The 26720-nt window shown below is 58.3% G+C and carries 23 protein-coding genes and 3 pseudogenes; 12 read left to right on the top strand and 14 right to left on the bottom strand.

The genetic code is table 11. From position 1 onward, the window contains the following. Nucleotides 1-7: 7 nt before the first annotated feature. From G7A66_RS10065 to G7A66_RS10040, 6 genes are all read left to right on the top strand, one after another. Nucleotides 8-700, top strand: a complete 693-nt coding sequence (locus G7A66_RS10065) for a methionyl-tRNA formyltransferase (RefSeq protein ID WP_174295556.1) — start codon at nucleotides 8-10, stop codon at nucleotides 698-700. Next, nucleotides 697-1380 carry a PIG-L deacetylase family protein gene (locus G7A66_RS10060; RefSeq protein WP_174295555.1) on the top strand — a complete coding sequence of 228 codons (684 nt, stop codon included), beginning with the start codon at nucleotides 697-699 and terminating at the stop codon, nucleotides 1378-1380. Before G7A66_RS10065 ends, G7A66_RS10060 begins: the two co-directional genes overlap by 4 nt. A gap of 17 nt (nucleotides 1381-1397) precedes the next feature. Continuing rightward, nucleotides 1398-2456, top strand: a complete 1059-nt coding sequence (gene pseI, locus G7A66_RS10055; RefSeq protein WP_174295554.1) for a pseudaminic acid synthase — start codon at nucleotides 1398-1400, stop codon at nucleotides 2454-2456. A gap of 421 nt (nucleotides 2457-2877) precedes the next feature. Then, entirely contained in the window at nucleotides 2878-3168 is a 291-nt protein-coding gene (locus G7A66_RS14250; protein WP_232366799.1) for a hypothetical protein, read from the top strand. A gap of 305 nt (nucleotides 3169-3473) precedes the next feature. Further along, a complete protein-coding gene (locus G7A66_RS10045) occupies nucleotides 3474-4766 on the top strand; it encodes a glycosyltransferase family 4 protein (RefSeq protein WP_174295552.1) in 1293 nt (430 codons plus the stop codon). A 95-nt stretch (nucleotides 4767-4861) separates the two neighbouring features. Continuing rightward, a complete protein-coding gene (locus tag G7A66_RS10040; protein WP_174295551.1) occupies nucleotides 4862-5809 on the top strand; it encodes an NAD-dependent epimerase/dehydratase family protein in 948 nt (315 codons plus the stop codon). 359 nt (nucleotides 5810-6168) lie between these two features. Here the strand turns inward: G7A66_RS10040 and G7A66_RS10035 are convergent, their stop codons facing one another. The 6 genes and pseudogenes from G7A66_RS10035 to G7A66_RS10010 all read right to left on the bottom strand — a co-directional run bounded on the left by G7A66_RS10035 (nucleotide 6169) and on the right by G7A66_RS10010 (nucleotide 12825). Then, nucleotides 6169-6729 carry a sugar transferase gene (locus tag G7A66_RS10035; RefSeq protein WP_174295550.1) on the bottom strand — a complete coding sequence of 187 codons (561 nt, stop codon included), beginning with the start codon at nucleotides 6727-6729 and terminating at the stop codon, nucleotides 6169-6171. Between the two features lie 177 nt (nucleotides 6730-6906). After that, nucleotides 6907-7250, bottom strand: a pseudogene (locus tag G7A66_RS10030) (integrase core domain-containing protein); the annotation flags it as partial. Nucleotides 7251-7348: 98 nt separating this feature from the next. Next, nucleotides 7349-8557: a hypothetical protein gene (locus tag G7A66_RS10025; protein ID WP_206675165.1), complete on the bottom strand. Its 1209-nt coding sequence runs from the start codon at nucleotides 8555-8557 to the stop codon at nucleotides 7349-7351. A gap of 23 nt (nucleotides 8558-8580) precedes the next feature. Beyond that, nucleotides 8581-10791, bottom strand: coding sequence for a GumC family protein (locus tag G7A66_RS10020; protein ID WP_206675164.1), 2211 nt, complete (start codon nucleotides 10789-10791; stop codon nucleotides 8581-8583). A gap of 8 nt (nucleotides 10792-10799) precedes the next feature. Beyond that, nucleotides 10800-11504, bottom strand: a complete 705-nt coding sequence (locus tag G7A66_RS10015) for a polysaccharide biosynthesis/export family protein (RefSeq protein WP_232366798.1) — start codon at nucleotides 11502-11504, stop codon at nucleotides 10800-10802. Nucleotides 11505-11586: 82 nt separating this feature from the next. Then, the gene (locus G7A66_RS10010) at nucleotides 11587-12825 is read right to left on the bottom strand and encodes an O-antigen ligase family protein (protein ID WP_206675163.1); all 1239 of its coding nucleotides are present in this window, start codon (nucleotides 12823-12825) and stop codon (nucleotides 11587-11589) included. A 364-nt stretch (nucleotides 12826-13189) separates the two neighbouring features. On the opposite strand from G7A66_RS10010, the pseudogene G7A66_RS10005 reads away from it, so the two are divergent. Then, nucleotides 13190-13980, top strand: a pseudogene (locus G7A66_RS10005) (IS5 family transposase). A 246-nt stretch (nucleotides 13981-14226) separates the two neighbouring features. Here G7A66_RS10005 and G7A66_RS10000 read toward each other — a convergent pair. Then, the gene (locus tag G7A66_RS10000) at nucleotides 14227-14625 is read right to left on the bottom strand and encodes a hypothetical protein (RefSeq protein WP_174295546.1); all 399 of its coding nucleotides are present in this window, start codon (nucleotides 14623-14625) and stop codon (nucleotides 14227-14229) included. Nucleotides 14626-14916: 291 nt separating this feature from the next. Between G7A66_RS10000 and G7A66_RS09995 the strand changes: the two are divergent. Further along, nucleotides 14917-16016, top strand: a pseudogene (locus tag G7A66_RS09995) (IS630 family transposase). A gap of 21 nt (nucleotides 16017-16037) precedes the next feature. Here the strand turns inward: G7A66_RS09995 and G7A66_RS09990 are convergent. Together G7A66_RS09990 and panC are read right to left on the bottom strand one after the other, a co-directional pair. After that, nucleotides 16038-16786 (bottom strand): IS5 family transposase gene (locus tag G7A66_RS09990; protein WP_174295545.1). Its coding sequence is split into 2 segments (ribosomal slippage): nucleotides 16038-16450 and nucleotides 16450-16786, totalling 750 coding nucleotides; the frame shifts between segments, so codons are not numbered across the junction. A gap of 171 nt (nucleotides 16787-16957) precedes the next feature. Beyond that, the gene (panC, locus tag G7A66_RS09985) at nucleotides 16958-17818 is read right to left on the bottom strand and encodes a pantoate--beta-alanine ligase (RefSeq protein WP_174295544.1); all 861 of its coding nucleotides are present in this window, start codon (nucleotides 17816-17818) and stop codon (nucleotides 16958-16960) included. Between the two features lie 148 nt (nucleotides 17819-17966). On the opposite strand from panC, the gene G7A66_RS09980 reads away from it, so the two are divergent. The 3 genes from G7A66_RS09980 to pgmG are packed head-to-tail and all read left to right on the top strand — an operon-like array spanning nucleotide 17967 to nucleotide 20527. After that, nucleotides 17967-18788 carry a division plane positioning ATPase MipZ gene (locus G7A66_RS09980; RefSeq protein WP_174295543.1) on the top strand — a complete coding sequence of 274 codons (822 nt, stop codon included), beginning with the start codon at nucleotides 17967-17969 and terminating at the stop codon, nucleotides 18786-18788. Between the two features lie 3 nt (nucleotides 18789-18791). Beyond that, nucleotides 18792-19115, top strand: a complete 324-nt coding sequence (locus G7A66_RS09975) for a J domain-containing protein (RefSeq protein WP_174295542.1) — start codon at nucleotides 18792-18794, stop codon at nucleotides 19113-19115. Continuing rightward, complete coding sequence (gene pgmG / locus G7A66_RS09970) at nucleotides 19112-20527, top strand: phosphoglucomutase/phosphomannomutase PgmG (RefSeq protein ID WP_174295541.1); 1416 nt, start codon at nucleotides 19112-19114, stop codon at nucleotides 20525-20527. The genes G7A66_RS09975 and pgmG overlap by 4 nt, the downstream gene beginning before the upstream one ends. A 97-nt stretch (nucleotides 20528-20624) precedes the next feature. On the opposite strand, the gene G7A66_RS09965 is transcribed toward pgmG, so the two are convergent. After that, complete coding sequence (locus G7A66_RS09965) at nucleotides 20625-21467, bottom strand: BON domain-containing protein (RefSeq protein ID WP_174295540.1); 843 nt, start codon at nucleotides 21465-21467, stop codon at nucleotides 20625-20627. 227 nt (nucleotides 21468-21694) lie between these two features. Here G7A66_RS09965 and G7A66_RS09960 point away from each other — a divergent pair, with 227 nt between their 5' ends. Next, nucleotides 21695-24151, top strand: coding sequence for a ligase-associated DNA damage response DEXH box helicase (locus tag G7A66_RS09960; protein ID WP_174295539.1), 2457 nt, complete (start codon nucleotides 21695-21697; stop codon nucleotides 24149-24151). Between the two features lie 177 nt (nucleotides 24152-24328). Here the strand turns inward: G7A66_RS09960 and G7A66_RS09955 are convergent, their stop codons facing one another. From G7A66_RS09955 to G7A66_RS09940, 4 genes are all read right to left on the bottom strand, one after another. Beyond that, nucleotides 24329-24772: an ExbD/TolR family protein gene (locus G7A66_RS09955; protein WP_174295538.1), complete on the bottom strand. Its 444-nt coding sequence runs from the start codon at nucleotides 24770-24772 to the stop codon at nucleotides 24329-24331. Nucleotides 24773-24819: 47 nt separating this feature from the next. After that, the gene (locus G7A66_RS09950) at nucleotides 24820-25353 is read right to left on the bottom strand and encodes an ExbD/TolR family protein (RefSeq protein ID WP_174295537.1); all 534 of its coding nucleotides are present in this window, start codon (nucleotides 25351-25353) and stop codon (nucleotides 24820-24822) included. Between the two features lie 84 nt (nucleotides 25354-25437). Next, nucleotides 25438-26268: a MotA/TolQ/ExbB proton channel family protein gene (locus G7A66_RS09945; RefSeq protein WP_174295536.1), complete on the bottom strand. Its 831-nt coding sequence runs from the start codon at nucleotides 26266-26268 to the stop codon at nucleotides 25438-25440. A gap of 84 nt (nucleotides 26269-26352) precedes the next feature. Further along, nucleotides 26353-26720: energy transducer TonB (locus tag G7A66_RS09940; protein ID WP_174295535.1), on the bottom strand; the 368-nt coding region annotated here is incomplete at its 5' end.

The raw sequence follows: 26720 nt of genomic DNA, 5'->3' as shown, positions 1-26720 counted from the left end.
TAGCGCGATGATTCACCGGATCGCGATTGCCACGCACCATCGGCGTTACGACACTTTGGTCGGGGCGCTCGAATCCCTCGACGCCTACGAGGTTCTTCATATCCGTGAGCGCACGGAACTGACGCGCCGGAAGCTGGAAGAATTCGGGGCCGAGTGGGTGTTCTTCCCACATTGGTCGTGGATGATCCCGCCCGACATACACGAGAATTTCAGAGCGGTGATCTTTCATATGACCGACGTACCCTACGGCCGCGGGGGCAGCCCGTTGCAAAACCTGATCCTGCGCGGCCACGAGAGCACCAAGCTCACCGCCCTTCGTTGCGAGGCGGAGCTGGATACCGGACCCGTCTATCTAAAAAGAGACCTGTCGCTTGCAGGAACCGCCGAGGAAATCTTCAAGCGGGCGAGCGAATTAATGCGCCCGATGATTCGCGAGATGGTGGAGCAGGATTTGTGCGCGACCCCGCAACGAGGCGAGCCGACCAACTTCAAGCGCCGAACTCCTTATCAGAGTGCAATCGATGGCACGGACGGGCTGCAGCACGCATACGACCATATCCGGATGCTCGACGCCGAAGGATACCCGCATGCCTTTGCCGAGACGGGGCACTACCGGATTGAATTCACCGATGCGGAGCTCGGAGAGGACGGGGCGCTTTATGCTCGCGCGCGGATCACGCAAAAGGACTACGAGACATGACCACACTGGTAATTGCAGCACATCCCGACGATGAAATCCTGGGCGCTGGGGGCTATGTCGCGAAGCTCTCGGCCGCGGGTGAGGATGTCCACCACCTCATTCTGGCCGAGGGAGCAACCAGCCGCGACGACTCTCGCAATGCGAGCGGACGTAGCGAGGAAATGTGCGAACTCGCCCGCTGCGCGCATAAGGCTGCGGACATCGTCGGTGCGCGATCGGTGTCGCTCGAAGCGTTCCCCGATAACCGCATGGACAGTATAGACCTGCTCGATATTGTGAAGGTGATCGAGCATCATATCCGCGAGCGGACCCCTACCCGAGTGCTCACTCATGCAAATTCCGATGTGAACATCGACCACCGCGTGATCCACGATGCGGTGATCGCCGCCACCCGCCCCCAACCCGGCAACCGCATCAGCGAGGTCCTGTTTTTCGAAGTCATGTCGAGCACCGAATGGCGTCCGCCTTCTTCTCTGCCGCCCTTCACGCCCAATTGCTTTATCGACATCTCGAAACACTTGGGAGCCAAGCTCGATGCGCTGCGCGCCTATGCGACTGAGATGCGCAACTGGCCGCATGCCCGCTCAGTCGAGGCGCTGGAGCATCTTGCCCGTTTGCGCGGCGCAACGATCGGGGTAGAAGCGGCCGAAGCTTTCGCAATCGGGCGCATCTGCGCCTAACCCGAGGAATTGATCCGATGAACCCGAAACCGATCGCCATCGCCGGTCGTGCGATCGGCCCCGAGGCCCGCCCGTATTTGATCGCGGAAATGTCCGGCAACCATAACCACTCGCTCGACCGCGCTCTGGAGATTGTGAGCGCAGCGGCGGAAAGCGGCGCGGATGCGGTCAAGCTACAGACTTATACTGCCGATACGATGACGCTCGATTGCGACGGCCCGGGCTTCCTAATCAACGACGAAAAATCACTTTGGAACGGGCGCCAACTGCACGAGCTGTATGTAGAGGCGCACACCCCGTGGGACTGGCACGGCCCGATCATCGAACATTGCAACAAGCTGGGGCTGCACTGCTTTTCCACCCCCTTCGATGCAACGGCAGTAGACTTCCTCGAAGGGCTAAACGTTCCGGCATACAAGATTGCATCTTTCGAGGTCGTCGACCTGCCGCTGATCCGCAAGGTGGCCAATACCGGAAAGCCGATGATCCTTTCCACGGGCATGGCGAGCGTGGTCGAGATCGGCGAAGCGCTCCGCACTTGCCGTGATGCGGGCAACGACCAGGTGGTCCTGCTGAAATGCACCAGCACCTATCCGGCAACACCCGCCAATACCAACATCAACACGATCCCAAACATGAGAGAGACCTTCGGCTGCGATGTCGGGCTCTCCGATCACACCATGGGCTGCGGCGTCGCGGTAGCTGCGGTCGCACTGGGTGCGGTGCTGGTTGAGAAGCACTTCACTCTCCGCCGTGAAGACGGCGGGGTCGACAGTGCCTTCAGCCTCGAGCCGGAGGAATTCCTGCAGTTGCGCGTGGAGACCGAGCGCGGTTGGCAGGCGCTGGGGCAGGTGACCTATGGCGGCACCGAAGCCGAGCGCGGTTCGCGCGTGTTTCGACGGTCCCTCTATGTGGCCCAAGACATGGAAGAAGGCGAGGCGTTCACCGAGGCTAGTCTGCGTTCGGTACGCCCCGGCTTTGGCCTCCCCCCCCGAAATTACGACATCCTGCTGGGCAAACGGGTGAATCGGGCGCTGAAAAAGGGCACCCCGGTCAGCTGGGATCTGATCGCCTGAGCTGGCGATGCACTAGGCCCTCATGATCGTTTGCGGGGCCATCGCCGGCGAATACTACTCCGGTCGCTCGCCCGCTGACCTATGCGGGCGCGTTTGCGCGAGGCGACCGGTTGAATTAGCTGCTTGCGTTGAACCGGACAAAACCGCGCACGAGGCATCCGCGAGCCGCTGGGCCCTAACCCGACCATGCGGTGACCATCGGGCTCGGTGTCGGAGCGAGGATGTTCGACGTAATTGCGATCTGCTCTCCGACCGCGTTCCACGCCTAGCGTCCCGATCCAGAGTTAGCTCTCAAGCTCTTTCGCTGAGGTTACGAGGCAGTAAACTCATAAGCGCTGATCCAGAGGTACGCTGAGAAGGGCTTGATTGCAGCGAGGAAGTTGTCGGCTCGCTTGTCGCGACGGGTGGCCAAGCCTCTGGCGTGCTTGAGTTTTCCGAAAACGCGTCCGATCGGATTGTGATAGCGGTAGAGGAACTGGCTGAAGGCGTAGCTTTTCCTGCGATTGCGCCTGGGGGGTATGTTGGATATGGTGCGGCTGATGCACAGTATGAAGACCATTGCTGTGCCCACTCCGCTCAGTCGCTCTGGTCAGTCGATTGCCTGATCGATGATGGTACGGTGGATCAGTTCGCGAACTTCCTCGACGGTCAGGAATTTAGAAATCCTTCTATTATGGCGCGGGCTCGACCCGAGACGTCGGTGATCCGGTAAGACGAACTATCGATACCAGCAGCTCGCCTTCCTCCGCCTTGACGATCGACCAAAAAACCATGTCGACGCCCTCAGTAAGAGGAGTGTTGACGCACGTCATCTCGGGATCGGTGGTTGGTAAGAGCTCGAACTCTTCATGCGCATTGCCGTATGCTCAAAGCGGTAGATCCGGTCGGCATTTGCGCTTAGAAACATGCGATCAATTTCGAATTTCCCACATAAGGCCCACGGCAGATTATGATTGTTTTTCGACACACTATCGCGCCAGCGAACACCAACGCAAATGAGGGCGAGATTCAAAACGGATGATTGTTTGGATCTGGCGCGATTGCGAACCTTTACCTTTTGATCCGAACAATCCTCGGCTCATGCGTGCTGGCATGCTCTGTGCGACTTTGGCCGCGAGAGGTCACACTGTGCGATGGTTTTGTTCGAGTTTCGATCACTACCGAAAGCGTATTCGCACGCAAGCTGCGGGGCGTTACACGCTGGAAAGCGGTGTGATAATCGAGCTTGTGGAGGGATTAGGATACGCCACCAATGGCGCGCCACGGCGACTCTTGCATAACGCCCTCGTGGCACGACGCTTCACAGCTCGTGCTGAAGAGATAGCCACCTACTTAGAAGAAAAACCCGACCTAATCCTCGCGGATCTACCTATATCCGACTCTGCATATGCTGCGGTTCGGCTAGCAAGACAATGGAATGTCCCGTCGGTAGTTTCAATTAGAGATCTATGGCCTGACTTTTTCGTGACATTCCTCCCTCCGCTGGTCGGTCTGTTGGCGAAACCTCTGATCTGGAACCTCGACCGGATCGCGAAGGTGGCATGCGCGGGAGCCGATCACCTCGTCGGTATTTCTGGCGAGTACTTGGCTTGGGGTCTGAAAAAGGCCGGCCGTGACCGGCGTGAAGGCGATGCCATCATTCCGCTCGGCTATGATCCGCCGAGCGGCAAAGCGAGAGCCAACGCATTGGAGCGTTTATATGCTAAGGGTATCGATCCCAAAAAGGACTCGGCCATTTTCATCGGATCCTGGGGTAAAACCTACGATTTAGATATGCTTGCGGACGCGGCTAGCCTTCTGCAAAAGGACGAGAACCTGCAATTCGTCATCGCTGGTGATGGTGAACAGGGTGGCCTGTTCAGGTCGCGAGTGAAGGGAATCGCGAATATTGTTCTTCCTGGCTGGCTAGATCGGGACGAGATTGCAGCGCTCTTGGAGAACGGCGCCGTGGCTTTGTCACCTTACAGCGCCTCTGCCCCGCAGGGCTTACCCAATAAACTATTCGAATACATGGCCTCGGGACTTTACCAAATCTCAACTTTAGGCGGTGAAGCAGGAAGAGTTGTGGGTGGAAGTGGCAGTGGCGCAGTGGTTTCGGCAGGCGACGCTCGCGGCTTTGCCGATGCGATCTCAGTGGCCCGTTCCTCCGGTATAGGCGCTGATCGCCGTGAGGGTATTAAGGCTTACTTCCGCGAACATTTCGATGCCGAAAAGGTGTATGGAAAGTACGCTGCGCTGCTCGAAAATTATGCCGAAAACTTCGTGCCCACCAACGTGGCGGACAAAGCAAAGACGAAGCAACAACCTTAGCTGATGACTAGGTCGCAACATCTTCCGAGGGCGGTAGAAATATATGAGGGGCACGAGGTGAGCAGGTATTTAATGAAAGCGGTAAGGGCACTGTCATGAGGATTGTGGTCACGGGGGCGAGCGGGTTCGTCGGGCGAGAGATGTTGCGCCGAACAGCTTTGTCGGGGCACCACACGGTTCCGCTTGTTAGGCACTCGGCTGGCATAGAAGAGGAAGTGATAGTCGGCGACTTAGCCGAAGTGGATCCGATCGTCATCAATCGCGCGATGGAAGGAGCCGACGCCGTTGTCCATCTCGCGGCACGGACTCACGTGATGCGTGACGCTCCAGACGCGACCGAGGCTTTCCGGCGCGCCAACGTCTTAGCGACGGAGAAAGTCCTGAGAGCAGCCAACCAGAGTGCGGTTGGCCGATTTGTTTTTATGAGTTCAATAAAAGTCAACGGAGAGGAAACGCAGCCAGGCGAGCGCTTTTCAGGTGAAGATGTGCCCAAGCCGGAAGACGATTATGGTCGAACCAAGCTCGAGGCCGAACGGCTGGTTACCAACGCGGCATTGTCCTCCCAAACGGAGGTCGTCATCCTACGTCCTCCGTTGGTTTACGGGCCGAGTGTGGGCGGAAACTTCGGAAGGCTAGTAGCAGCCGTCCGCAGAGGAGTTCCGCTTCCATTTGGCGCGATTGACAATCTTCGGAGCCTGATTTCAGTGCGCAATCTAGCCGAGGCGACTCTGCGCGCGGTGGAAGCGCCGGTGCAGGGGGCGACGGTGGTCACCCTTTGCGATGGAGAGGACGTATCCACGCGAGGCCTGGTGTTGTCCATAGGCAAAGCTATTGGACGTCCGGCCCACCTCCTGCCAATTCCCCCCAGTCTGATGCATATTGCCGGCCGCCTCACTGGGCGTTCGTCCGAAGCTCGACGGCTTTTAAATAATCTCCAGGTTGACACCTCTGCAGCGTGTAAACTGCTGAGCTGGAAACCATCTGAACAGCTTGATGCGGCGCTAACGCGCATGTTCAGACAGGGCAACGAAGGCGCGCAATAAGGCGGAGATCAGATTTGGCTCAAAACCGTGAAAAGGGAATGTAGTTTCGACGAAAAGCGAATGCCTATTCCAGCCTGGATAGGCCCGTCACGTTCGCCTCATCATGGCTGAAGTCTCTGATCATGGCGGTGAATCAATGCCGCGCGAATGATATGACGCCCCGATTGAAATCGAGACTATCGACCAATTTCATTCGATCACTGGAGCTTCGCAGAGAGCGCGATGCATTGTGAACAGGATCTTGCAGTCGCGATTCAAGCTCAGCCTGTATCAAGAACATGGTGGTATCTTGAAAGGGCAAGCCAAGAGGCTTTCAAACGCGCTCTATTAAATGCCGTACAGCTATTTCAATAGCTGAACTATTTACGAACGACAGCTGGATCCCCGCTACCTTTACCCAGAAAGGTGTGAAAAACCATTTTGATGTCTTGGGTTAAAGACCAGCCTTCAAGATAGGCAGCGTCGGCTTTGGCCAGCCGTCGCGGTTGTGACATGTCAATCCCCGCAAGTTGAGCAGGACCAGTAATGCCGGGGCGCAGGGCGAAGACTCCGCGCTGCTCCCTCTCGGACACAAGTTCGGACTGGCTCTGCAAACAGGGCCTAGGCCCAACGAAGCTCATGTCGCCCTTCAGTACGTTTAAAATTTGGGGAAGTTCGTCGATCTTTGATCGTCTTACCAGACCGCCCATACGTGTGATTTGGCAGGACTTAATTTCATGCGAAGCTACATGCTCCGTGCCTGGCCGCATTGTACGCAGCTTAAGAATTGTGAAGGGTTGGCGATACCTTCCAACCCGGGTCTGCAAGAAAAGCGGATTCGCGCGCATTTCGATGCCGAGCACGATCATTGCGATAAGGCATAGGGGCGCCGCTAAAGGCAGCAGACCTATTCCGATGAGAATGTCAAAAGTTCGCTTCATTGATGGGCACAGCTCATAGGGAATAGTGGGACGACCGCAGCGCCGCATATCATGAACGCAAACCACGTTCGATATAGCAGAGGGTTAATCCAAAAAAATGGCTCCGAAGGCATTATTGTTTTAACAGAATTACGTCGAGCCCTTCTGACCTAACCCGCAGCTTTTCCCCAGCTGAGATTAGAGTCGGGCAATTATTTTGCTCCTCAGCGCGGTTGCCGTAATGGCTACGTAGCGGCGTAGCGAGGCAGGCCATTGCTTATTCAGTTTGGCGGCGGAAGCCGCCGGTGTTGCGTATCCAAGGGATGAGTGCGGTCTCTCGCGGTTGTAGTCCTGCACCCAGGCGGCGATCTCGACGCGGGCATGCGGCAGGCTGAGGAACAGCGTCTCGTTGAGCAGCTCGTCGCGGATCCGGCCGTTTAAGCTCTCGCAGAAGCCATCCTGCATCGGCTTGCCTGCCACTCCACACCGATTCCCCCGCACCATGCCAGCACCGCGTTGCTAGTGAGCTCGGTGCCGTCATCACGTCAGTTTGCCTGCGCCGAGTGCTGCAAAAATAAAGATCCTGAGGCCAGTGCGTTGTTCCGGTCTTCTGTAATTTTGCTCCGCAAGAACCTCATTTTTAGTAGACGTTTGGCATCATTTCTATTTTATTTATCTGCCCAGCCACGCCCGAAGCCTTATCTGAAGCTCGTGCGACCAGTTCTAATGTCTGCACATCGCAATTCTGTGGTACTGTGAGTAGCCCGGAAAAACTATTTGCATCTGACGAGGATGTTATAGGAACTCGTCCCAATTCTCGTCCATCCAAGCATAACAACGCCCAATAAGGCTGACTTCTCAAAGGTTGTTCGATGTTCGTACTTAAGCCCTGCAAGCGATATGTCCCAGCAGGAAGTAGTTGCAGCTGTCTTACAACAACACCCCCCACACTCGGGGGCAGTGCGAAGTCCAAGATCCCGCCCTCAGGCGACTGAAGTATCGCAACAGAAAGTCCAGGTGCTTTGCCAAACGACCAATCGAAAGCTGAGCGGATCTTGCCGTCAAACATGAAATTGGGATCACGAGAACGGTTGCGGTCTCCACCTCGGAAAGTCAGGAAGTAGTCCCATGCTTTTTCGAACTCACCTTGGTTGATTAGAAGATCGACCAGCTGCGCGCGGTGATCAGCGGAAACGGGTAAACCCACTCGGCGCCCTAGCTGAAAGAATTGAGCGACATCTTCAGGGGCTGCCCCGCTTTTAGCGGCGTAATCGATAAACGCTTCTCTCCAAACTGGCCCGGATTCCATTACCTGCAACAGAGCTGAGCGAATCTTCGGCTCTGACAATGCCGCAGTCAGAGTTGGGAATAAGATCGCTCGGGCGTCATTGGAGGTGCGAAGGGCGATGTCGTAGTGCCGCAACGCACCTTGGACATCCCCTCGGCTAACTGCTTCCTCGATGGCCCATAATTGCGGACGCAGCTCTCGGCGCGATAACTGCGTTGAATGCGCAAGAATCTCATCCGATCGCGCTGCGTCTCCCAATAGTTGTGCTTGGAAGCCGAGGACAGTAAGGGCATCAACCGCTGTGGGATCCAGGCGTAGTGCTTGCTTAGCAAGTCGAGACGGTAAAGCGTGACGATCTGTTGTTGGCCGAAGTGTAAAAATGTGTTGTGCATATGCAGCGGCAATCACGCCATTGCTGGGATCGAGTGTATAAGCTAGCTCTGGATCCGACTTTTGGACGACATTGGCTAAACTCGATGTAACTCCAAAGTAGCCAACCACTGCAACTCCGATCGACAAAGCGATGCGAGTTGCCCAAGCCAAAGGGGCGCGGCCGCCCACTTTGCGTCGCCGTGAGCTTCCCATTAGACTAATTCTTCATCTTTTTTACCGTAACCGTACCCATAATCATAACCGTATTGACTTTTCCGCATGTCCAACTTTGTGAGTACACCACCGAAGATGTGAGCGTTGGCAGCCACCAAGCGCCCTAGAGCGCTCTTGACTTGACCCGTTAAAACTCCGTGAGCCTCCGTGACGTATACGACGCCTTCCACGCTCCTCGATATGAGAGGAGCGTCCGCCAGATTAAGGAGCGGGGGAGCGTCAACAACAACATGGTCGTAAGTCTCGAGCAAGCGATTTACCAGTTGACCTATCCTATCTCCCGTCAGCAATTCAGCAGCGTTTGGAGGGATTGGGCCGGCAGTCATGGCGCTTAGCCCGAAATCACTGAGCTGTAAGGTAAGCTTCGCAATATCGTCCTCACCGGCTAGGAAATTGCTGACGCCAGACTCATGGTGACTTCCGGCAAAGCTGTGAACAGTCGGTGAGCGCATATCTCCATCGATAAGAATGACCCGCTTTCCTGACCGCGCGAGCAGAGTGGCCAACGCGAGTGCCGTGGTCGACTTTCCTTCTGCCGCTCGCGTAGAAGTGACCGCGAAGGATCGAGGCGCACCATGATCGGTTGTGAAGCCCAGGTTCGTCTGAATTGTCAGATAAGCATCCACAAGTTCAGATTTGCGATCGAGCAGGGCTTCACGAGGGTTGTCTCTGTCGGCAATCTTCGGAACAGATCCAAGTAACGGGATACCCAGGCGGTCAGGGATATCTGAAGGTTCCTTTAACTGCTCATCAAGTTGTTCAAGTGCGAAAGCTGCTGCCAAACCAAGCCCCAGCCCCGCAAAAACGGAGAGTGCGAGGTTTAGTAGCAGATGCGGACTGGACGGTTGTTCTGGAATTTCAGCGAGATCGACGATCGTGATGTTGTTGACGCCAACTCCTCCTGCCACCCCAATTTCCTTGAACCTCTGCAACAGCCCTTCGTAAAGCACACGTGTCGTATCTACTTCTTGCTGGTAGATATTGTACTGAATTGACCGGCGGCGCAAATCGAGAAAGTCGTCTTTCAACGCGCTGACCCTCTGTTGCAGCGCCTGTTCGCGGGCAACTGCCTGCTGATATGCTGCTTGGACCGAACTCGAAACTCGTGCTTCTTCACGTGCTATCGAACTATCGATTTGATCGATCTGAGATTGGATCGCTTGTGCCGCCGGATAGCCCGGCTCGAAACGAACCATCAGCTGTCCGTATTCTCCGGCGAGTTCTGCTCGGCGTTGGCGGAGATTATTAATTGCACTATTGCTAAGAGCTTCCACCGAGCTACCCGCCGCCCCGGCGCCGCGGTACCTGGCTTCTGCAGCGATTCTGTCCGCTATCGCTTCATTCAAAGCAGAGTTCAGCGCAGCTAGATCATCGGCAACAATCGAGCGCTCTTGAGTGGTCGTGCCATCCCCAACAGGTGCAGCAGGAAGGTTGATAATCGCTTGGTTCGAGGCGTATGCAACCAGCTGCCGCTGCGATTCATCGAGCCTGTCTTTGTACTCAGCAAGTTGACGCTCGAGCGCTTCACGTCCGTATGAAGTCGCCTGGACTTTGCGCTCTAAATTGAGTTCAATGAAGTTTTCAGCCCAAGCATTGGCGACCGCACGTGAGAACCTTGCGGAAGGACTCGTGAATCGAATGTCAACGAGGCTTGAAAAACGCGTTGGTTCAATGGTGAGGTTCTCAAGTAGAATTCGACCCGCCTGCCGAAGGCGATCGGATCGGCCGTCTGGTTTAAACCGCTCATTTTCTGTCGCAAAAACTGCATCATCGTTGTCCCCTGCTCCGAACATTTCGAAGAATTCGGGATTATCCACGAGTTTTAACTCTGTTGCCACGCGTTCCGCAAGCGTGCGAGAGCGCAACAATCCGTATTGTGTCTGATAGAACTCTTGATCTGCAGCACCGATGTCGCTTTCGACACCCTCTATGTTCGTTACTTGATCCGATTCCCGGGAAATCTCTATTACAGACTCAGCAGTGTACTGAGGGGTCATTAGAATTGTCACGACTACGCCCAAAAGGAGGCAGGCTGCGACCACCCCTAGAATCACCCAGCGCCGCCGACGTATGACGTTTAAATACTGCTTCATGAGCGGTGAACCCGGGATGGCCTGAGGCGAATATTGCATAATCGCTCGCTCGTTAGCAGCAACGAAGGCGGTCGATTTCGGTTCGGACGTTTTCATTTAGTTAATCAATTTCTCAAAAGAGCCACGATAGGAGCAACGGCAAGAGGAGCAACGCCCAGGAAATCCCGGAACAAGCGTCGCTGAGGGCTATCGCCAACAACAATAAGATCATTGGCGTAGATGGCGGGGTCTTGGTAAGCACCTCGCCGGATTGCAGCGATGCTATAGAGGCCTGCCATTCGTTGTCCGTCTACTGTTCGCAAGATTACGACATCGTCCTCTTTGGCAAACTCCGTGAGGCCTCTTGCAGAGGCCACTGCCCGCAACAGTGTCATTTGATTGGTGACGGGATAGAGGCCAGGTTCAACAACCTGGCCGTCGACCGTGACAACTTGGCTGACTGAGCTGTCGATATTCACCGTCACATCAGGGTTACGGACGTACCTCCCAGCTAATTCCCTTTCGATATCGCGAGCAAGTTCTGATGCAGTTTTGCCTCCCGCCTCGATTGTGCCGACTAACGGCATGGAAATCTGCCCATTCGCATCAACTTGCATCACTCGGCTGAGGTCAGGCACGCCAAATACGTCCACACTAATGGTGTCTAGAGGGCCGATTAAAGCGAGGCGGTCGCTTGCTATCAGATCGCTTCGATCCGGAGCAGGCAGGAGGGTTTCCCCGGTGACAACCGGAAGGTTTGATGTTGACTGAATCGAAGGTTGCTCGCCGCAGGAGGACAAGGCAAGCGATACCACAAATATGCTGATCATTCTGCGCATTAGATAGGACGACCTGACATTTCCGAGAAAGAGTAGCGGCGTATATGGTTATTCGGGCGTTCGGTAAAGCTTCCTACGCAGGCCGCTCGAGCAGCTCACTTTTGCCGTCAGCGAGCCAAGCTGCAGCCAAGGCTAGAACGGCCATTATCATTGGAGTCCTAGCGGGATAGTCGAAAATGCTAGCAATCATTATCAGAAAGATAATGAGAGACGCCACACGTGTAAGTATCCGAGTTGGATCGCTGCTAAACCAGGCTCTTGCACTTGCCAACGCCCACCAACTCACCGCCACGACCAGCAAGAGCGCTCCCGCGAGGCCAGCGTCAAGCGCGACCTCGAGCCAATCATTATGCACACGATTGAAGTAAAGCGGCATCAGTAGTTTATCTGGTTCATTGATCCTGTAAACTGGGTCAAAGGCCCCAAAGCCGGAGCCGACTGGAAAGTATCGAACTATTTCTTGGAAGACGACCGGCAGTACTTTATAGCGCAGATCTTCAGTGGCATCCATGATGGAAGCTCTATCAACCGAAGCGGCTCGATCAAGTGTAACAGACAACGCTAAAGTCGTGACAATTATAACAACTATGCCTAGAACAATTCCGATTGAAAGGGAGCGAGGTAGCTCATATAGTGTGCGCTTAGCTTTAGGTAAAACTAAAGCAATCCCTAGGACTATAGCCACGGCGCCCAGCAAAAGTCCCGTTCGCGACCCTGTAGCTAGAATAATGAGAAGAAAGGACAGTAAAGCGCCGACCGCAAGGAAGATCTTAAGCCGAATAACTCGCTCGCCGTGAAAAGCCCACCCGCAAACCAGCACGCTTCCTATTGCCAGGAATAGAGCGAAGTGGTTGCGATTAGCGAAGTTTCCACTCACGGAGGTTCGAATGTCGTTCGTTAGCGGATTGTCGAATCGCCCGCCTGCGAATTGCAGAAGGCCCAGCAGAGCACCGAAAGCCACTAAGACCAACAGCACACCCAATATCTTCCAGTGCTGCTCTCGCGTTAAGCTGGCCGCTAACAATAGAGTGACAGAAGGCACAATCAACGAGCCTAGCGCATTAACTGTGGCGCTGGGTGAAATTGAAATCGGACGCCAAGGCTGAGGTTCTCCGGCGACTTCAGCGGTCTTGACGAGCAGCTCACGCCCGGGGAGTTCGGCCCAGAGTGATGGAGGCAACGGAACCAGTTGCATTGCTACTAATAATATCGAGAGGCCAAGAATTATAACCGGCGGCTGAATGTGGCGCAAGGTCAGAGCTGGTGATTGTAAGATGAAAATTACCAAAAAGCTCCAGGCGAAGAAGCGCACCACTGCCTGTCCCCCCACGTCAGCGCGGGAGGCGCCGCCAGCCCCCCATAGGATCACTAGGAAAGCGACAAGTAACCAGAATGGAAGCGCCGAGCGGTGAGAGGAGTGCGATGAGTTGGGGGGCATTCGGGCTCCTTAAGATAATCGCAGGCATAGGCAAGCATGTTGATTGCATGACAGGCAATCGCAGACGGATCCGAGCCGGTACAGCTAAGGCCCCTCTCATTATGAGCAGCCGGGCGCGCACTCGGATCATGCATTGATTTTTCAAGGGAGCAGTGCACCGGCTTAGGAGCTAGATACTAGGCTTCGTGGACAAGCTTGATCTGAGACACGTCCTTCGATTCAAGGCTACCTTTTGGAGGTGGCGTTGGGCGAGCGGATTGGGGTATCGGATAGCGAGTGGGAACTGATCGGGCCGCTGTTGCCGCCGGAGCGCGGACGTGGTTGCCGACCTGCGCAGGATAATCGACGCTACTTCGAAGGTATGATGTGGATCGCGCGCACGGGTGCGCAGTGGCGGCATCTGCCGGACGAGTATGGCAAGTGGAACAGCGTCTTCCGGCGCTATAGAAGATGGGTCACGACCGGCGTGTTCGATGCCATGCTCGAAACGCTGGCCGAATCGGCAGGACGGGACACCACCGCCGACATGATCGATAGCACGGTTGTTCGAGCACATCATTGTGCAGTCGGCATAAAAAGGGGACTCAGCAAACAGAGGCGCTCGGCCGATCGCGGGGAGGCTTCACCACCAAACTGCACGCCAGATGCGATGCCAGAGGCCTCCCACTCGGCTTCATGCTGACGCCCGGCCAGGCGCACGACGTTCAAGGCTTTGCACCGCTGTTCCGGATGATCGGCGATCAGATCGAAGCGTTCCTCGCCGACCGCGGCTATGACGCCGATGCCATCCGCGAAGAGATCGCCGATGCCGGCGTCGAAGCGGTCATCCCTGCCAAGGCCAACCGCCGCAGGCCTGCTCCGCACGACCGTGTAAAATACCGCTGGCGGAACCTGGTCGAACGGCTCTTCAACAAGCTGAAGAACTGGCGCCGGGTCGCCACCCGCTACGACAAAACCAAAGAGCCCTACCTCGGCTTCGTCGCACTCGCTTCAGTCAAACTCTGGATACCCTTTGTCCACGAAACCTAGTTGCTCTGCTTTAGCAATGCGTGATAATTTCGATTCTCAGCTGAGCCAATCGCCACGGCCGCCTGTGTGGTAACCTTATGGATTTGCTCAGCACTTCAACTCCCCACTCGTTGTGGTTCGTCTATCAGCCTTGGTGATCCCGCGGCGCTCACCCCAGTCAGGACCGCCGCGGACATGGACTGACGCGCTCGATGATGAAAGGCTAAGCTCATTCCGACGCATCTGTTCCGCCGGCAGTCACTTAAGCTACGTCAGTTCACGAAGGCAGCCTATAGCTAGCCGAGCCCTCTGCTTGACATCAGGATACGCTAACTCGATTTCGCGACGGTCCCGATTGATCTGCGCCTCATCCTCTCCACTAGCACTTACTCGTTGAGAATAGATGGCTTGGACCTGTTTTAATGCCGTCCGCTGCTCTCCCGCTAAAGCTTCACCACTCGATAGTTGGTTGGTGATAGTCTGAACCGCTAGTTCGCACAGCAGTGCTTTCTGATACGGGCCAGCCGCAACTTCCAAGTTGCTACTTCCAATTGAAAGCACTTTCGCTATCTCTTTATCTCCCTGGCTAAAGGTTTTTGTAGCCGTGAAGCCTGGCTCCTCGACCTCTGGTTCGGCCAAAGAACAAGCACTGAGCGCAATGATCAACAAGAACGTGACTGTCAGGAGGGGGTGAGACATAATCGCGTCTGTCTAGACATTTCTGGACGCAGGACCAAGTTTATTCCCGCATTTGAAGAGATATTTTTACGCCCGATCGCTATCATCACATCTCTCGTTGCTGGCATCATTATCTCTAGCCCAGGCTCTTGAAGTGCCGTCGGAAGGCGAGTTGAAGGTGCGTCAACAGCGCTAAAACTTTGCAATCTTCACCAAAGTTCTAGTCACCTGGAACTGTAATTCATATCATTGATTCAGATCAAGGTGAGGAGATGAGCGATGTTAGGTCGGCAGGCGGACGCGGTGGTGTTAACAGGCGAGGAACGCGATTTCCTCGAGACGCAGGTTCGGCGGCACAAAACCCCGCGGTCGTTGTCGGATCGGTGCCGAATGATCCTGCTGTGCGCAGATGGCTCGCAAAGCAAGGAGGTCGCCGAGCGGCTCGGGGTGCACGAGTACACGGTCGGGAAGTGGCGCCGCAGGTTCGTAAAGGACCGGATCGAGGGGCTCACCGACGAGTACCGGCCCGGCCGCCCGCGAACCGTCTCCGATGAGCAGGTGGCAAAGGTGATCGAGCGCACGCTGAACACCACGCCCAAGGATGCGACCCACTGGTCGATCCGCAGCATGGCCGCCGAGACTGGGGGCTCTCTCATACTACCATTCGCCGGATCTGGGCGGCCTTTGGCCTGCAGCCGCACCGGTCCCAGACCTTCAAGCTCTCCACAGACCCGCTGTTCGTCGACAAGGTGCAGGACATCGTCGGCCTCTACATGTCGCCGCCGAACCGGGCGGTGGTTCTGTGCGTGGACGAGAAGTCCCAGATCCAGGCACTCGATCGTGAACAGCCGGTCCTGCCGATGGCGCCCGGCGTGCCCGAGCGGCGCACCCATACCTATGTTCGTAACGGTACGACATCTCTGTTCGCAGCGCTCGACATTGCCACAGGGGCAGTGATCGGCAAATGCTACAAGCGCCACCGGGCAACCGAGTTTCTCGACTTCCTCAAGCAGATCGATGCCGTGATGCCAGCGGGACCGGACGTGCATCTTGTGATGGACAACTACGCCACGCACAAGACGCCGAGGATCAAGGCTTGGCTGGCGAGGCGGCCGCACTGGCATGTTCACTTCACGCCGACATCAGCTTCCTGGATCAACCAGGTCGAGCGCTGGTTCGCCGAACTCACTCGCAAGCAGTTGCAGCGCGGTGTCCATCGATCCACCGCCGAGCTCGAAGCAGACATCATCGCGTTCATCGAGACGCACAACGAGAACCCCAAACCCTATCGCTGGACCAAATCCGCCGACGAGATACTCGCCTCGGTCAAACGCTTCTGTCAAAAAGCTATGAGCCGAACTTCGGATTCAGGTTACTAGGGTCCGGACTCATTAGAGCCATCAGGTGACGATGGCTGCGATAGCGATTGTGCCCATAAAGGTCTTGATGTTGCGGTCGAAGCGGGTGGCGACCCGCCGCCAGTCCTTGAAGCGGCAGAACATGCGCTCGACGACATTGCGCTGGCGGTAGATCTGTCTGTCGTGCTCGATCTGGACCTTGCGGTTGGACTTTGACGGGATGATCGGCGTGGTCCCTCGCTCGATCAGCCATGAGCGCAAGGCGTTGCTGTCGTAGCCTTTGTCGGCGACCAGATACTCCGATGGCGGCGCGGCATTGATCGCCAGCATGGCGACCTTGGCATCGTGCGTATTGCCGGGTGTCAGGAGCAGGACGTGGGGGCGGCCCTTCTCGTCGCAGATTGCGTGGAGCTTGGTGTTCCTTCCGCCTTTGGTGATGCCGATACCATGAGCCAAGGCCCCCCTTTTGCGCCTCCGGCAGTGCGGTGGACCTTGATGCAGGAGCTGTCGATGAACAGCCTGGCAGGCACGCCCTCGACCCCGGCCAGGCTCGAGAAGATGCGCTGCCACACGCCGCGCTCGGCCCAGCGACGGAACCGGTTGTAGAGCGTCTTCTTCGGTCCGTAGATGTGTTCCGGGCAGTCGCTCCAGCGACTGCCACTCTTCAGCGCGCGGACAATCCCGGAGAGCACACGCCGATCATCCACCCTCGGCATCCCGCGCGTATCCTGCGGTAAAAGTGGCTCAACCCGAGCCCACTGCTCATCGGAAAACCAGAAGAAATTTGCCATCCACATGCCTCCTCATTGGAGGATCATGAATCATATCCCGATGCCGCTGTGAATCCTGTTTATGGGTCCGGAGCGTAAAACGATACGGCTTTTTTCGTATTCAAAAGTTTCGGTTAAAGGTAGCCTATGATCCTTTCCATTGCAGCGTCTCGAATGAGTCAAAGTTTGCGCTCAAGATAACGACTTTACAGCCAAACTGTCGATTAGTCTTGTGCCGCCGACCCGGGCAGCGACAAGCAGCCGGGCAGGGGTGCTGGGGGGGGCGACAAGTCTTTCCAGCGATTCGGCGTCGGCGAATGCCGCATAGTCGACGCTCTCGAATCCGACCCGAAGCAAAGTCGTTCGCAAGGCATTCAGCACCTCCTCAAGGGCCATGCCGCTTTCCAGATCGGTGACCGCCGCGCGCATGGCGACGGGCAGGCCGCCTGCCTGCCGCCTGTGTTCGGGGCTGAGGTAACGATTGCGGCTGCTCATCGCGAGGCCGTCCTCCTCGCGCATGGTCGGTATGCCGATGATGTCGTCTGCGCACGGGCGGAACAGGTCGAGGTCGCGCGCCATCCGGCGGATGACGGCAAGCTGCTGGTAATCCTTCTCTCCAAACAGCGCGATGTCAGGGGCCACTTGGTTGAACAGTTTGCACACCACGGTGGCCACGCCGTCGAAATGGCCGGGCCGCGCCGCACCGCAATAGTTCTCGCTAACGCCGGACACTGAAATGCTGGTGGCAAAACCTTCGGGATAGACTTCCTCCACCGGCGGAGCCCACAGCAAGGCGACACCTTCGCCCTCCAGCATCCGGCTATCTTCGGCCAGCTGCCTCGGATAGGCGTCGAGATCCTCGTTCGGGCCGAATTGGGCGGGGTTCACGAAAATCGAGGCGACGACATGATCGGCGCGCTCCCTCGCAGCGCGCACAAGCGACAGGTGGCCGTCGTGCAAGGCGCCCATGGTTGGTACGAGGGCGATCCTGCCGCCTTCGCGGAGCTTATCCACGGCGATTCGCAAGTTTTGCAGCCGGGTAACGGTTTCCACGACGCGGTGCCTCCTTTAAGGACTGAAAGGCCGACTAGCGCGGCAGGCGCTGATAGCGCAAACCAGAACATCAGCAACAGGAAGACACGTGCCAGAAAACCGGCCCCAACCATCCTCATCCGGCACTTCTTCCGCCCTGGCCGGCGGAATGACGAGGCCGCACCGCATCGTTTTTGCGAATGAGAAAGGCGGCACCGGAAAGTCGACGACAGCAGTTCATGTCGCCGTGGCGCTGGCCTATCAGGGGGCGAAGGTCGCCGCGATCGACCTCGACCCGCGCCAGCGCACCCTCGACCGGTATTTCGAAAACCGGGCCGAGACCATGCGCCGGCGCGCGATCAATCTTCCGACCGCCAATGCCGAGGTATTCAAGGGTGACAGCGTCGAAGCGCTGGAGGAACAGGCCGCACGCCTGAGCGAAGGCGCCGACTTCATCGTCTTCGACACGCCCGGCCGCGACGACGCCTTCGCCCGTCACGCGGCGACCGAGGCCGACACCCTGGTGACACCGCTGAACGACAGCTTCGTCGATTTCGACCTCATCGGACAGGTGGATGCGGAAACCTTCAAGGTTCGCAAGCTGTCCTTCTATGCCGAACTGATCTGGGAAGCCCGGCTGAAGCGCAGCCGCGCAACGCTGGAGCAGGACCGGCGCGAGATGGACTGGGTGGTGCTGCGCAACCGCACCGGCCATGTCGAAGCGCGCAACATGGCGCGTATCGAGAAGGCGCTGGGCGAATTGTCGCGCCGGGTCGGTTTCCGCATTGCCAAGGGCCTGTCGGAACGCGTGATCTATCGCGAATTGTTCCCGTCTGGCCTGACCCTGCTCGACAAGGGGCATCTGGGCGAACTCGGTACCAGCCACCTGGTCGCGCGGCAGGAGATGCGGGCGCTGGTCGCAGGCCTGAACCTGCCGATGCCCGATGCGGCGCGCCAGATGCCTCGCTCGGCTGCGCTAGAGACCGTCTGACGCGTGCTGCGCCTCCTCGTCATGGCCGGGCTGGTCTGCATCGTCTGCTTCATGCTGTTCGGGAAATGGCCTTGGCAGATGCTTGGGGGGCAGATGAGCGGGGGCCGAACGGAGCGCTCTACAGCGCGGCGGGAACTCACCGACGCCCGCCGCGTGCTGGGTGTGCGCAAGGGCGCGAAACCGGACGAGATTGCCTTGGCACATCGGCGGCGTCTGTCCGTTATCCATCCGGATCGTGGCGGCAGCGATGCCGAGGTGCATGAAGCGAACGCCGCCCGCGACCTGTTGCTGGAAGATTTGCAGAAAAACGCGAAGGATAGATCATGAGCCACAATTTCGACCCCACCGTTTTGCGCGAATATGATATTCGCGGCATAATCGGCGAAACGCTGGGCACCGACGATGCCCGTGCCATCGGCCGCGGTTTCGCGACCCTGCTGGGCCAGGCGGGGGGCACGAAAGTGGCGGTCGGCTATGACGGGCGAACAAGCTCGCCCATGCTGGAACATGCCTTGATAGAAGGGCTGACCGGCAGCGGTGTGGATGTCGTGCGGATCGGCATGGGGCCGACGCCCATGCTCTATTATGCCGAGGCGTCAGCCGAAGATGTAGATGGCGGCATTCAGATAACTGGCAGCCACAATCCCGCCAATTACAACGGCTTCAAGATGGTATTTCAGGGGCGCCCGTTCTTCGGCGAAGATATCCTGACCATCGGCAGGATGGCTGAAGTCGGGCTCGGAGACGGAGGCTGGGTCGCCGGCACTGGCACGGTTGAAGCGCGTGACGTGATGGACGCCTATATCGACCGCCTGCTGCGCGGCCTCGACGGGATCGACCCTGCCGCCCTTGCCAGTCTCCGCGTCGCCTGGGACAATGGCAATGGCGCGGCCGGCCCCGCTCTCGAGGCGCTGGCGGCCCGGCTTCCGGGCGAACATCATCTGCTGTTTACCGAGGTCGATGGCAATTTCCCCAATCATCATCCTGATCCGACTGTGGAAGCCAATCTGGAGGATCTCCGCAGCCTGGTCGAAGCCAAGAAGCTCGACTTCGGAGTGGCTTTCGACGGCGATGGCGACAGGATCGGCGCAATCGACGGCGAAGGCAGGGTCATATGGGGGGATCAGCTGTTGATGATCTATGCCGAGGACCTCCTCGCGAAACTACCTAACGCCACCATTATCGCCGATGTGAAGGCCAGCCGCGCCCTGTTCGACCATGTCGAGGCGCATGGCGGGAAGCCGCTGATGTGGAAGACCGGTCATTCCCTGATTAAGTCCAAAATGAAGGAAACAGGTGCGCCGCTGGCCGGAGAGATGAGCGGGCACGTCTTCTTCAAGGACGACTATTACGGCTATGACGATGCGCTCTATGCCGGTATCCGGCTGATCGCCGCCAGCGCAAGGCTGGGTAGAAGCGTTACGGATCTGCGCGGTGCGATGCCAGCGCTGGTGAACACGCCGGAAATGCGCTTTCAGGTCGATGAAAGCCGCAAATTCGCCGCGATCGAGGAAGTGAAGCAGCGCCTTTCCGGCACCGATGCCGTGGTCGATGGCACCGACGGTGTGCGGGTGACGAATGAAGATGGCTGGTGGCTGCTCCGCGCCTCTAACACGCAGGACGTACTGGTCGCCCGGGCGGAAAGCGAGAGCCAGGCGGGGCTGGACCGGCTGATGGCGCAGATCGATGCGCAGCTTGAAGCATCGGGACTGGAGCGGGGAAAGCAGGCGGGGCACTAGGCAGCGCCTGAACCCAACCATGTTCGCAAAAGAAAAAGGGCTCCGCATCGGCGGAGCCCTTTTGGTTTAGAGTGAAGCGCGGCTGGCGCCTGACCGGTCAGCTGCGCGGAACAGCCTTGTTGGTGGCGTCGGCATCATTCGGGAAGGTCTTTACATCGTCACGGTCTCCGTAACGGTCGTCACGGTCAACGATGCGCAGATTATTCTGCACATGAGTGACGCCGCTCATGTCGTGTACGCAATCTTCGGCACGGCGCTTGGCCCGGCGGCTGTCGACGGTACCGTCCAGTGTTACTTCGCCGTCGTCGGCCGTAACCTGAATGTCGCGAGCATCAACGTGATGATCGTGCATCAGCCGTTCGCTGGCATCTTCGAGCAGGCGTTCGTTCGACCGGGTGTAATTCTTCGGCCCGCGTCCACGATGGCTGCGCCCACGATAATTGCGGTCGCCGCGATTGTAATCATCGTCATCATCGTCGAACCATCCGGAGATGGTATCGCCGGCACGGTCGAGGAAGCCGCGATCATTGTCGTAATCGTTGCCATAGGAGCGGCGCGTTCCGCCATAGCGCGATCCGGCACCGAAACCTGCGACACCGCCGTAGGAATTGCGGTCACGCTCCATCACGAAGTCGTCGCCGCCAAAGTTGTCGCCGTCGAAGTCGCGTTGCCTGCCACGTCCGCCATAAGGCTGACCGTAGCTGCGGGTACCGAAGCCACGACCTTCGGCGGCATATTGCTGGCCACCACCGCGATATTGCTGCTGTCGGGACTGGCTGCTCTGGTCGTCATAGCTGCCGTTGAATTCGCCCCGGCTGTCATAGTCACCCATCTGGCCGCCCCAGGTGTCGCCGCGGAAATTCGGATCGTCGCGCATCTGTTCTGACTGGCGATAGTCGCTGCGGTAGGAGTTGTTGTAATTGTCGTTTCGGTTTCTCATGTAATTGATCCTTATACTGCCGGGGAGCAATCGATGCGCTGCGATCGGCAGTTCTCAGCCGCGCATCACCCTTACATATTACCAACGCCTAGTTCGCAGCTTCGTTGCACGGTTCGGCTCGCATGAATGTCCGCTCATCCTGTAGCGGCATCTGGAGCATGCACTTGACCGGCGCCGCAGCCCTTTTCCCTTACAGGTCAAGCCGCTCTGCTATAGGAAGGACGCCCATGGCCGGCACGAGCATACCTTCTGAAGTCAGCGCCTGGTTCGAAGGCCGCGGCTGGCGTATCCGGCGACATCAGTCCGAAATGCTCGAGGCTGCCGATGCCGGGCTTCATGCGATGCTGGTGGCGGATACGGGTGCGGGCAAGACGCTGGCGGGCTTTCTGCCCACTCTGGCAGCCTTCACGCCCTCGCGCCTTGGCCACGGGCCTGTTCCGGAAGGGCTGCACACGCTCTATGTCTCGCCCTTGAAGGCACTGGCGCATGACGTGCATCGCAATCTCGTCGTGCCGGTGGAGGAGATGGGGCTGCCAATCCGTGTCGAGGCGCGGAGCGGCGATACGTCTTCGGATCGCAAGAAGAAGCAGCGGACGAAGCCGCCGCACGTCCTGCTGACAACGCCAGAGTCCCTGTCGCTGCTGTTATCCTATCCCGAAAGCTTCGAAATGTTCGCCGGATTGAAGCGAGTGATCGTTGACGAGATCCACGCCTTCGCCACCGGCAAGCGCGGCGATCTTCTCGCGCTGGCGCTTGCCCGTCTCGAAGCCATCGCCCCCGATGTGCAGCGTGCGGCGCTTTCGGCGACGGTGGCGGACCCGCAGGCGTTTCGCGAATGGCTGGCACCGCATGGCGATATCGACAGCGTCGCTTTGGTCGAGGGAGAGCCGGGGGCCGACCCGGAGGTCGAGATCCTACTGCCGCTGGAGGAGCGCGTGCCTTGGGGCGGTCATGCGGCGACCTGGGCGATCCCGCAGCTTTACGAACGGATCAAGGCTAACAACACAACGCTGATCTTCACCAACACACGTTTTCTGGCCGAATACATTTTCCAGAACCTGTGGGACGTGAACGAGGACAATCTCCCCATCGGTGTCCATCACGGATCGCTGTCGAAAGAAGCGCGCCGCAAGGTGGAAGGCGCGATGGCGGAGGGCACGTTGCGGGCACTGGTGGCGACGAGCAGCCTCGATCTCGGCGTTGACTGGGGCGACATCGACCTAGTCGTGCAGATGGGTGCACCGAAGGGTTCCAGCCGGCTGCTGCAGCGCGTCGGCCGCGCCAATCACAGGCTGGACCAGCCAAGCCGCGCCTTGCTGGTGCCCGGTAACCGTTTCGAGTTCCTCGAAGCGACCGCGGCCCGCGATGCGGTGGAAGAAGGGCAGCGCGACGGCGAGGATTTTCGCCCCGGCGGGCTGGACGTGCTGGCGCAGCACATCATGGCCTGCGCCTGCGCTGCTCCTTTCGACGAAGCGGAGCTGCTGAGCGAGGTACGCTCAAGCCTTGCCTATGCCTATGTCGACGAGACGATCTGGCAGCGCGTGCTGACCTTCGTCGCGACCGGCGGCTATGCGCTGAAAGCCTACGACCGCTTCAAGCGCATCGTCCGCGACCGTGATGGCACATGGCGGCTGGCTCATCCCGAACATGCTGCACGGCACCGGCTGAACGCGGGCATCATCGTTGATTCGGAGATGCTGAATGTGCGCTTCGGCAACGGGCGATCGCTGGGCAAGGTGGAGGAACGCTTTGCCGCCTCGCTCTCGCCGAAGGACACATTCTCCTTCGCAGGCATGAGCCTGGAGGTGGAGAAGGTGAAGGATATGGAAGTGATCGTGCGCGCTGCCAAGAAGGCGGCCATGATACCTTCCTATGGCGGCCAGCGGATGCCGCTGACAACGCATCTGGCGGGGCGGGTACGCGAAATGCTGGTCGACCGGGCGGGGTGGGCGCGCTTTCCCGACGACGTGCGCGAGTGGCTGGAGGTGCAGGACTGGCGCAGTCAGATGCCTGGGCCGAACCAGCTGCTGGTCGAAAGCTTTCCGCACGGGCAGCGCGAATACAGCGTCTATTATACGTTCGAGGGCTGGAACGCGAACCAGTCGCTGGGCATGCTGATCACCCGCCGGATGGAGGAGCGGGGACTCCGGCCGGGTGGGTTCGTGGCAAACGATTATTCGCTGGCGGTCTGGGGGCTGGAGCCGGTGAAGGATCCCGCTCCGCTGCTGTCGCCTGACATCCTGGCGCATGAATTCGTCGAATGGGTGCAGGAATCGCATCTGCTGCGCCGCGCGTTTCGCGAGGTTGCGGTAATCGCCGGAATGGTCGAACGGCAGCAGCCGGGACGCCGCAAGAGCGGTAAGCAGGTCACCTTCTCCACCGACCTGATCTACGATGTGCTTCGCAAATACGAGCCCGAGCATGTTCTGCTGGAAGCAGCCTGGGCCGATGCCCGCGAGCGGATGACCGATGTCGGGCGGCTCGGCAACCTTCTGGAACGATCGACCCGTGAACTCGTGCATGTCGAACTGGACCGAGTCAGCCCGCTAGCGGTCCCGGTGATGGTCGTAATCGGCCGCGAAAACCTGCCGCAGGGGGCGGTGGATGACGAACTGCTGCTGGAGGCGGAGAGCCTGGCTTCTGCTGCAATGCGAACGGACCTGCCCGTGCTGGAGGGCGATTGAAGCGCGTCGGCGTAGCGGTTGGTGAGCGGCCCGGGTTCAGTCGCTCCATGATCGGTTGCCCAAGAAGCGAGATTGGCAGAAGCAACCGCATCGCCGGGTTCGAAGCCAAATGGCGAAGGCGAAACGAAAAAGGGGCGGATCGCTCCGCCCCTTTTTGTAGTTCCTGACTGACCGAATTCAGCCGCCGTTCGGACCAGCAAAGGTGCGGTACTTCTCATTGCCGACAAAGCCGAACCGCGTGACGCCCGATGCCTTGATGATGTTCAGCACATTGGCCGAAAGGTCATAGCTGGCGAGCGCCTCGGGTTCGAACTGCAGTTCCGGCTCGACTTCGAAATTACGGCTCTGCTGCAGGTTATAGACCAGTTCCTGATCGTTGATCCCTTCACCGTTCCACAGGATTTCACCCTGCTGGGTCAGCACGATCTTGTTCTGGATCGGGTCGACTTCAGGCGTATCCTGATTCGCATTCGGCTGCGGAAGATCGATGTTGGTCGAATGGGTCGCCACCGGAATGGTGATGATGAACATGATGAGCAGAACGAGCATGACGTCGATAAGCGGCGTCGTGTTCATTTCCATCATCGGCGAACCGTCGTCCTTGCCGCCTGACATTGCCATCGTGGGTTACTCCTGAATTAAAGCTGGTGCCGGTCTGATGCTGGCGATCAGATGCCGGGTGCGACCGGGTTCGAGATAAAGCCGACCGTCGGATATCCGGCAGCCTGCACATTGTAGATCGTACCGGCAACGCAGCGCCACGGTGCGTCGATGTCCCCGCGGATATGCACCTGCGGGATCAGTTCCGGGTCGGCCATGATCTGTTCTGGGCCGCCAGCGCGCTGAACGATAGCGTCCAGACGGTTGAAGGCCTGATCGTACAATTCTTCCGAATCAACCGGTGTCGTATTGTTGAAATAGACCCGGCATTCCCCGTCGCGTGAGGCACCGGTGTAGCCCGGTTCGCCGGCGCTGCGGCCGGTGCTGTCGGTGGTGCTGACCGTCAGCAACAGGTTTTCGACCTTGTCCTTGGATTCCGTCGATTCGATGATCGGAATCTGCAGCTGATCGATGGTCTGGATCGCGACCGGAACCGCGATCAGGAAGATGATCAGCAGCACGAGCATCACGTCCACCAGAGGGGTGGTGTTGATGTCGGACATCGGGGTTTCCATGTCGCCGCCGCCGCCTGAGATCGCCATTTTTACATCCTATCCATTGAATTGACCGCCAGGGCCGGTGCGGCGGACATCCAGATGATGCCCGCCGCGTCCTTAATGCAGGCTTTAAGCCTTGCGGGTCGTCGTCGTGGTCGTGGTGCCGGTGGTGGCGCCGGTCTTCGCTGCAACCGGGGCGGGAGCAGTTGCTGCCTTGCCGCTGGTGGTCGTGGTGGTCGTGGTTTTGGCCGAGTAGTCGGGACGCACCGCGCCACCCGAAGTAATGTTGGCAAGCAGGTCGGTCGAGAAGCCCGAGAGCATCGCGGCGATCTTCTTGTTGCGGCTCTGCAGCCAGTTGTAGGCCAGAACGGCCGGAACCGCGACGAGCAGGCCGATGGCGGTCATGATCAGCGCTTCACCAACCGGACCTGCGACCTTGTCGATCGACGCCGAACCGGCGAGGCCGATGTTGATCAGCGCGCGGTAGATACCGATAACCGTGCCGAGCAGACCGACGAAAGGTGCCGTTGCACCGACCGAAGCGAGAAACGGCAGGCCGCCGGCAAGCTTGGTGTTGATGGAAGCTTCCGAACGGGCGAGCGATCCATGCAGCCAGTCATGCGCTTCGAGGTTGTTGGGCATCTTGCCGTGTTCTTCCTGAGCGGCGAGGCCGTCGTCGACCAGCTGGCGCCAGGCGCTGCTCTTGTCGAGCTTGTTGGCACCTTCGCGCAGGTTGTTGGCACGCCAAAAGCTGGTCTGCACGCTCTTGTACTGGTTCATCACCTTGCGCTGCTCGAGCAACTTGGTGATGAGGATGTAGAACGAACCGACGGACATGATCACGAGCACGCCGAAAATCGCCCAGGCAATGGGACCGCCCTGTTCCATGGCTTCCCAGAAACCGAAAGCATTCTGCGGTGCTTCTTCACCGGCCACAGCGGCAATAAAATTGAAAGTCATTGGAGATGTCCTCTCGAATATAAGCAATATGGATATAGTTTGGACAACCAGCGCACCTGCGATGAGCGCTGATCGCAGATCGGTTTAGTCAGGAAGCTGCCAGCGGATTGCCGTGCTGTAAGTGCCGGCCACTTCGTTTCCATTTCGCGTGGCAGGCGTGAAGCGGGCACGCCGTTCGATGAGCCTGCATGATGCATCCTTCAGATCCTGAGGAGCCGAGCCACCCGTCACGCTACACGAGCTCACCCGGCCATTTGCGCCCACATTGAGCGAAACCGAAACGGTACCCGCATAATCGCGGCTGACCCAGCTTGGCCGGTAATCTGAAGTCGTGATCCACTCCGCAGCGTTGCGCGGCTGTGCCTGCGTGGGCGGAGCAGCTGGCGGCGGCGGCGGGGGGGGCGGCGGCGGCGGTGCCGGACGCGGCGGGGGCGGCGGGCCCACGGGCGCAG

The organism is Alteripontixanthobacter muriae (assembly GCF_013336795.1).
GTDB classification, from domain to species: Bacteria; Pseudomonadota; Alphaproteobacteria; order Sphingomonadales; family Sphingomonadaceae; genus Pseudopontixanthobacter; species Pseudopontixanthobacter muriae.
This window is presented reverse-complemented; position numbering and strand designations above follow the sequence as displayed.

What these genes read in the sequence shown, in the direction of transcription:
- G7A66_RS10040 (WP_174295551.1), top strand. Translation starts at nt 4,862, where the DNA reads ATGAGGATTGTGGTCACGGGGGCGAGCGGGTTCGTCGGGCGAGAGATG.
- G7A66_RS10035 (WP_174295550.1), bottom strand. Translation starts at nt 6,729, where the DNA reads ATGAAGCGAACTTTTGACATTCTCATCGGAATAGGTCTGCTGCCTTTA.
- pseI (WP_174295554.1), top strand. Translation starts at nt 1,398, where the DNA reads ATGAACCCGAAACCGATCGCCATCGCCGGTCGTGCGATCGGCCCCGAG.
- G7A66_RS10045 (WP_174295552.1), top strand. Translation starts at nt 3,474, where the DNA reads ATGATTGTTTGGATCTGGCGCGATTGCGAACCTTTACCTTTTGATCCG.
- G7A66_RS09950 (WP_174295537.1), bottom strand. Translation starts at nt 25,353, where the DNA reads ATGGCGATCTCAGGCGGCGGCGGCGACATGGAAACCCCGATGTCCGAC.
- G7A66_RS10020 (WP_206675164.1), bottom strand. Translation starts at nt 10,791, where the DNA reads ATGAAAACGTCCGAACCGAAATCGACCGCCTTCGTTGCTGCTAACGAG.
- G7A66_RS09955 (WP_174295538.1), bottom strand. Translation starts at nt 24,772, where the DNA reads ATGGCAATGTCAGGCGGCAAGGACGACGGTTCGCCGATGATGGAAATG.
- pgmG (WP_174295541.1), top strand. Translation starts at nt 19,112, where the DNA reads ATGAGCCACAATTTCGACCCCACCGTTTTGCGCGAATATGATATTCGC.
- G7A66_RS10065 (WP_174295556.1), top strand. Translation starts at nt 8, where the DNA reads ATGATTCACCGGATCGCGATTGCCACGCACCATCGGCGTTACGACACT.
- G7A66_RS09945 (WP_174295536.1), bottom strand. Translation starts at nt 26,268, where the DNA reads ATGACTTTCAATTTTATTGCCGCTGTGGCCGGTGAAGAAGCACCGCAG.
- G7A66_RS09960 (WP_174295539.1), top strand. Translation starts at nt 21,695, where the DNA reads ATGGCCGGCACGAGCATACCTTCTGAAGTCAGCGCCTGGTTCGAAGGC.
- G7A66_RS10060 (WP_174295555.1), top strand. Translation starts at nt 697, where the DNA reads ATGACCACACTGGTAATTGCAGCACATCCCGACGATGAAATCCTGGGC.
- G7A66_RS09980 (WP_174295543.1), top strand. Translation starts at nt 17,967, where the DNA reads ATGACGAGGCCGCACCGCATCGTTTTTGCGAATGAGAAAGGCGGCACC.
- G7A66_RS10015 (WP_232366798.1), bottom strand. Translation starts at nt 11,504, where the DNA reads ATGATCAGCATATTTGTGGTATCGCTTGCCTTGTCCTCCTGCGGCGAG.
- G7A66_RS09965 (WP_174295540.1), bottom strand. Translation starts at nt 21,467, where the DNA reads ATGAGAAACCGAAACGACAATTACAACAACTCCTACCGCAGCGACTAT.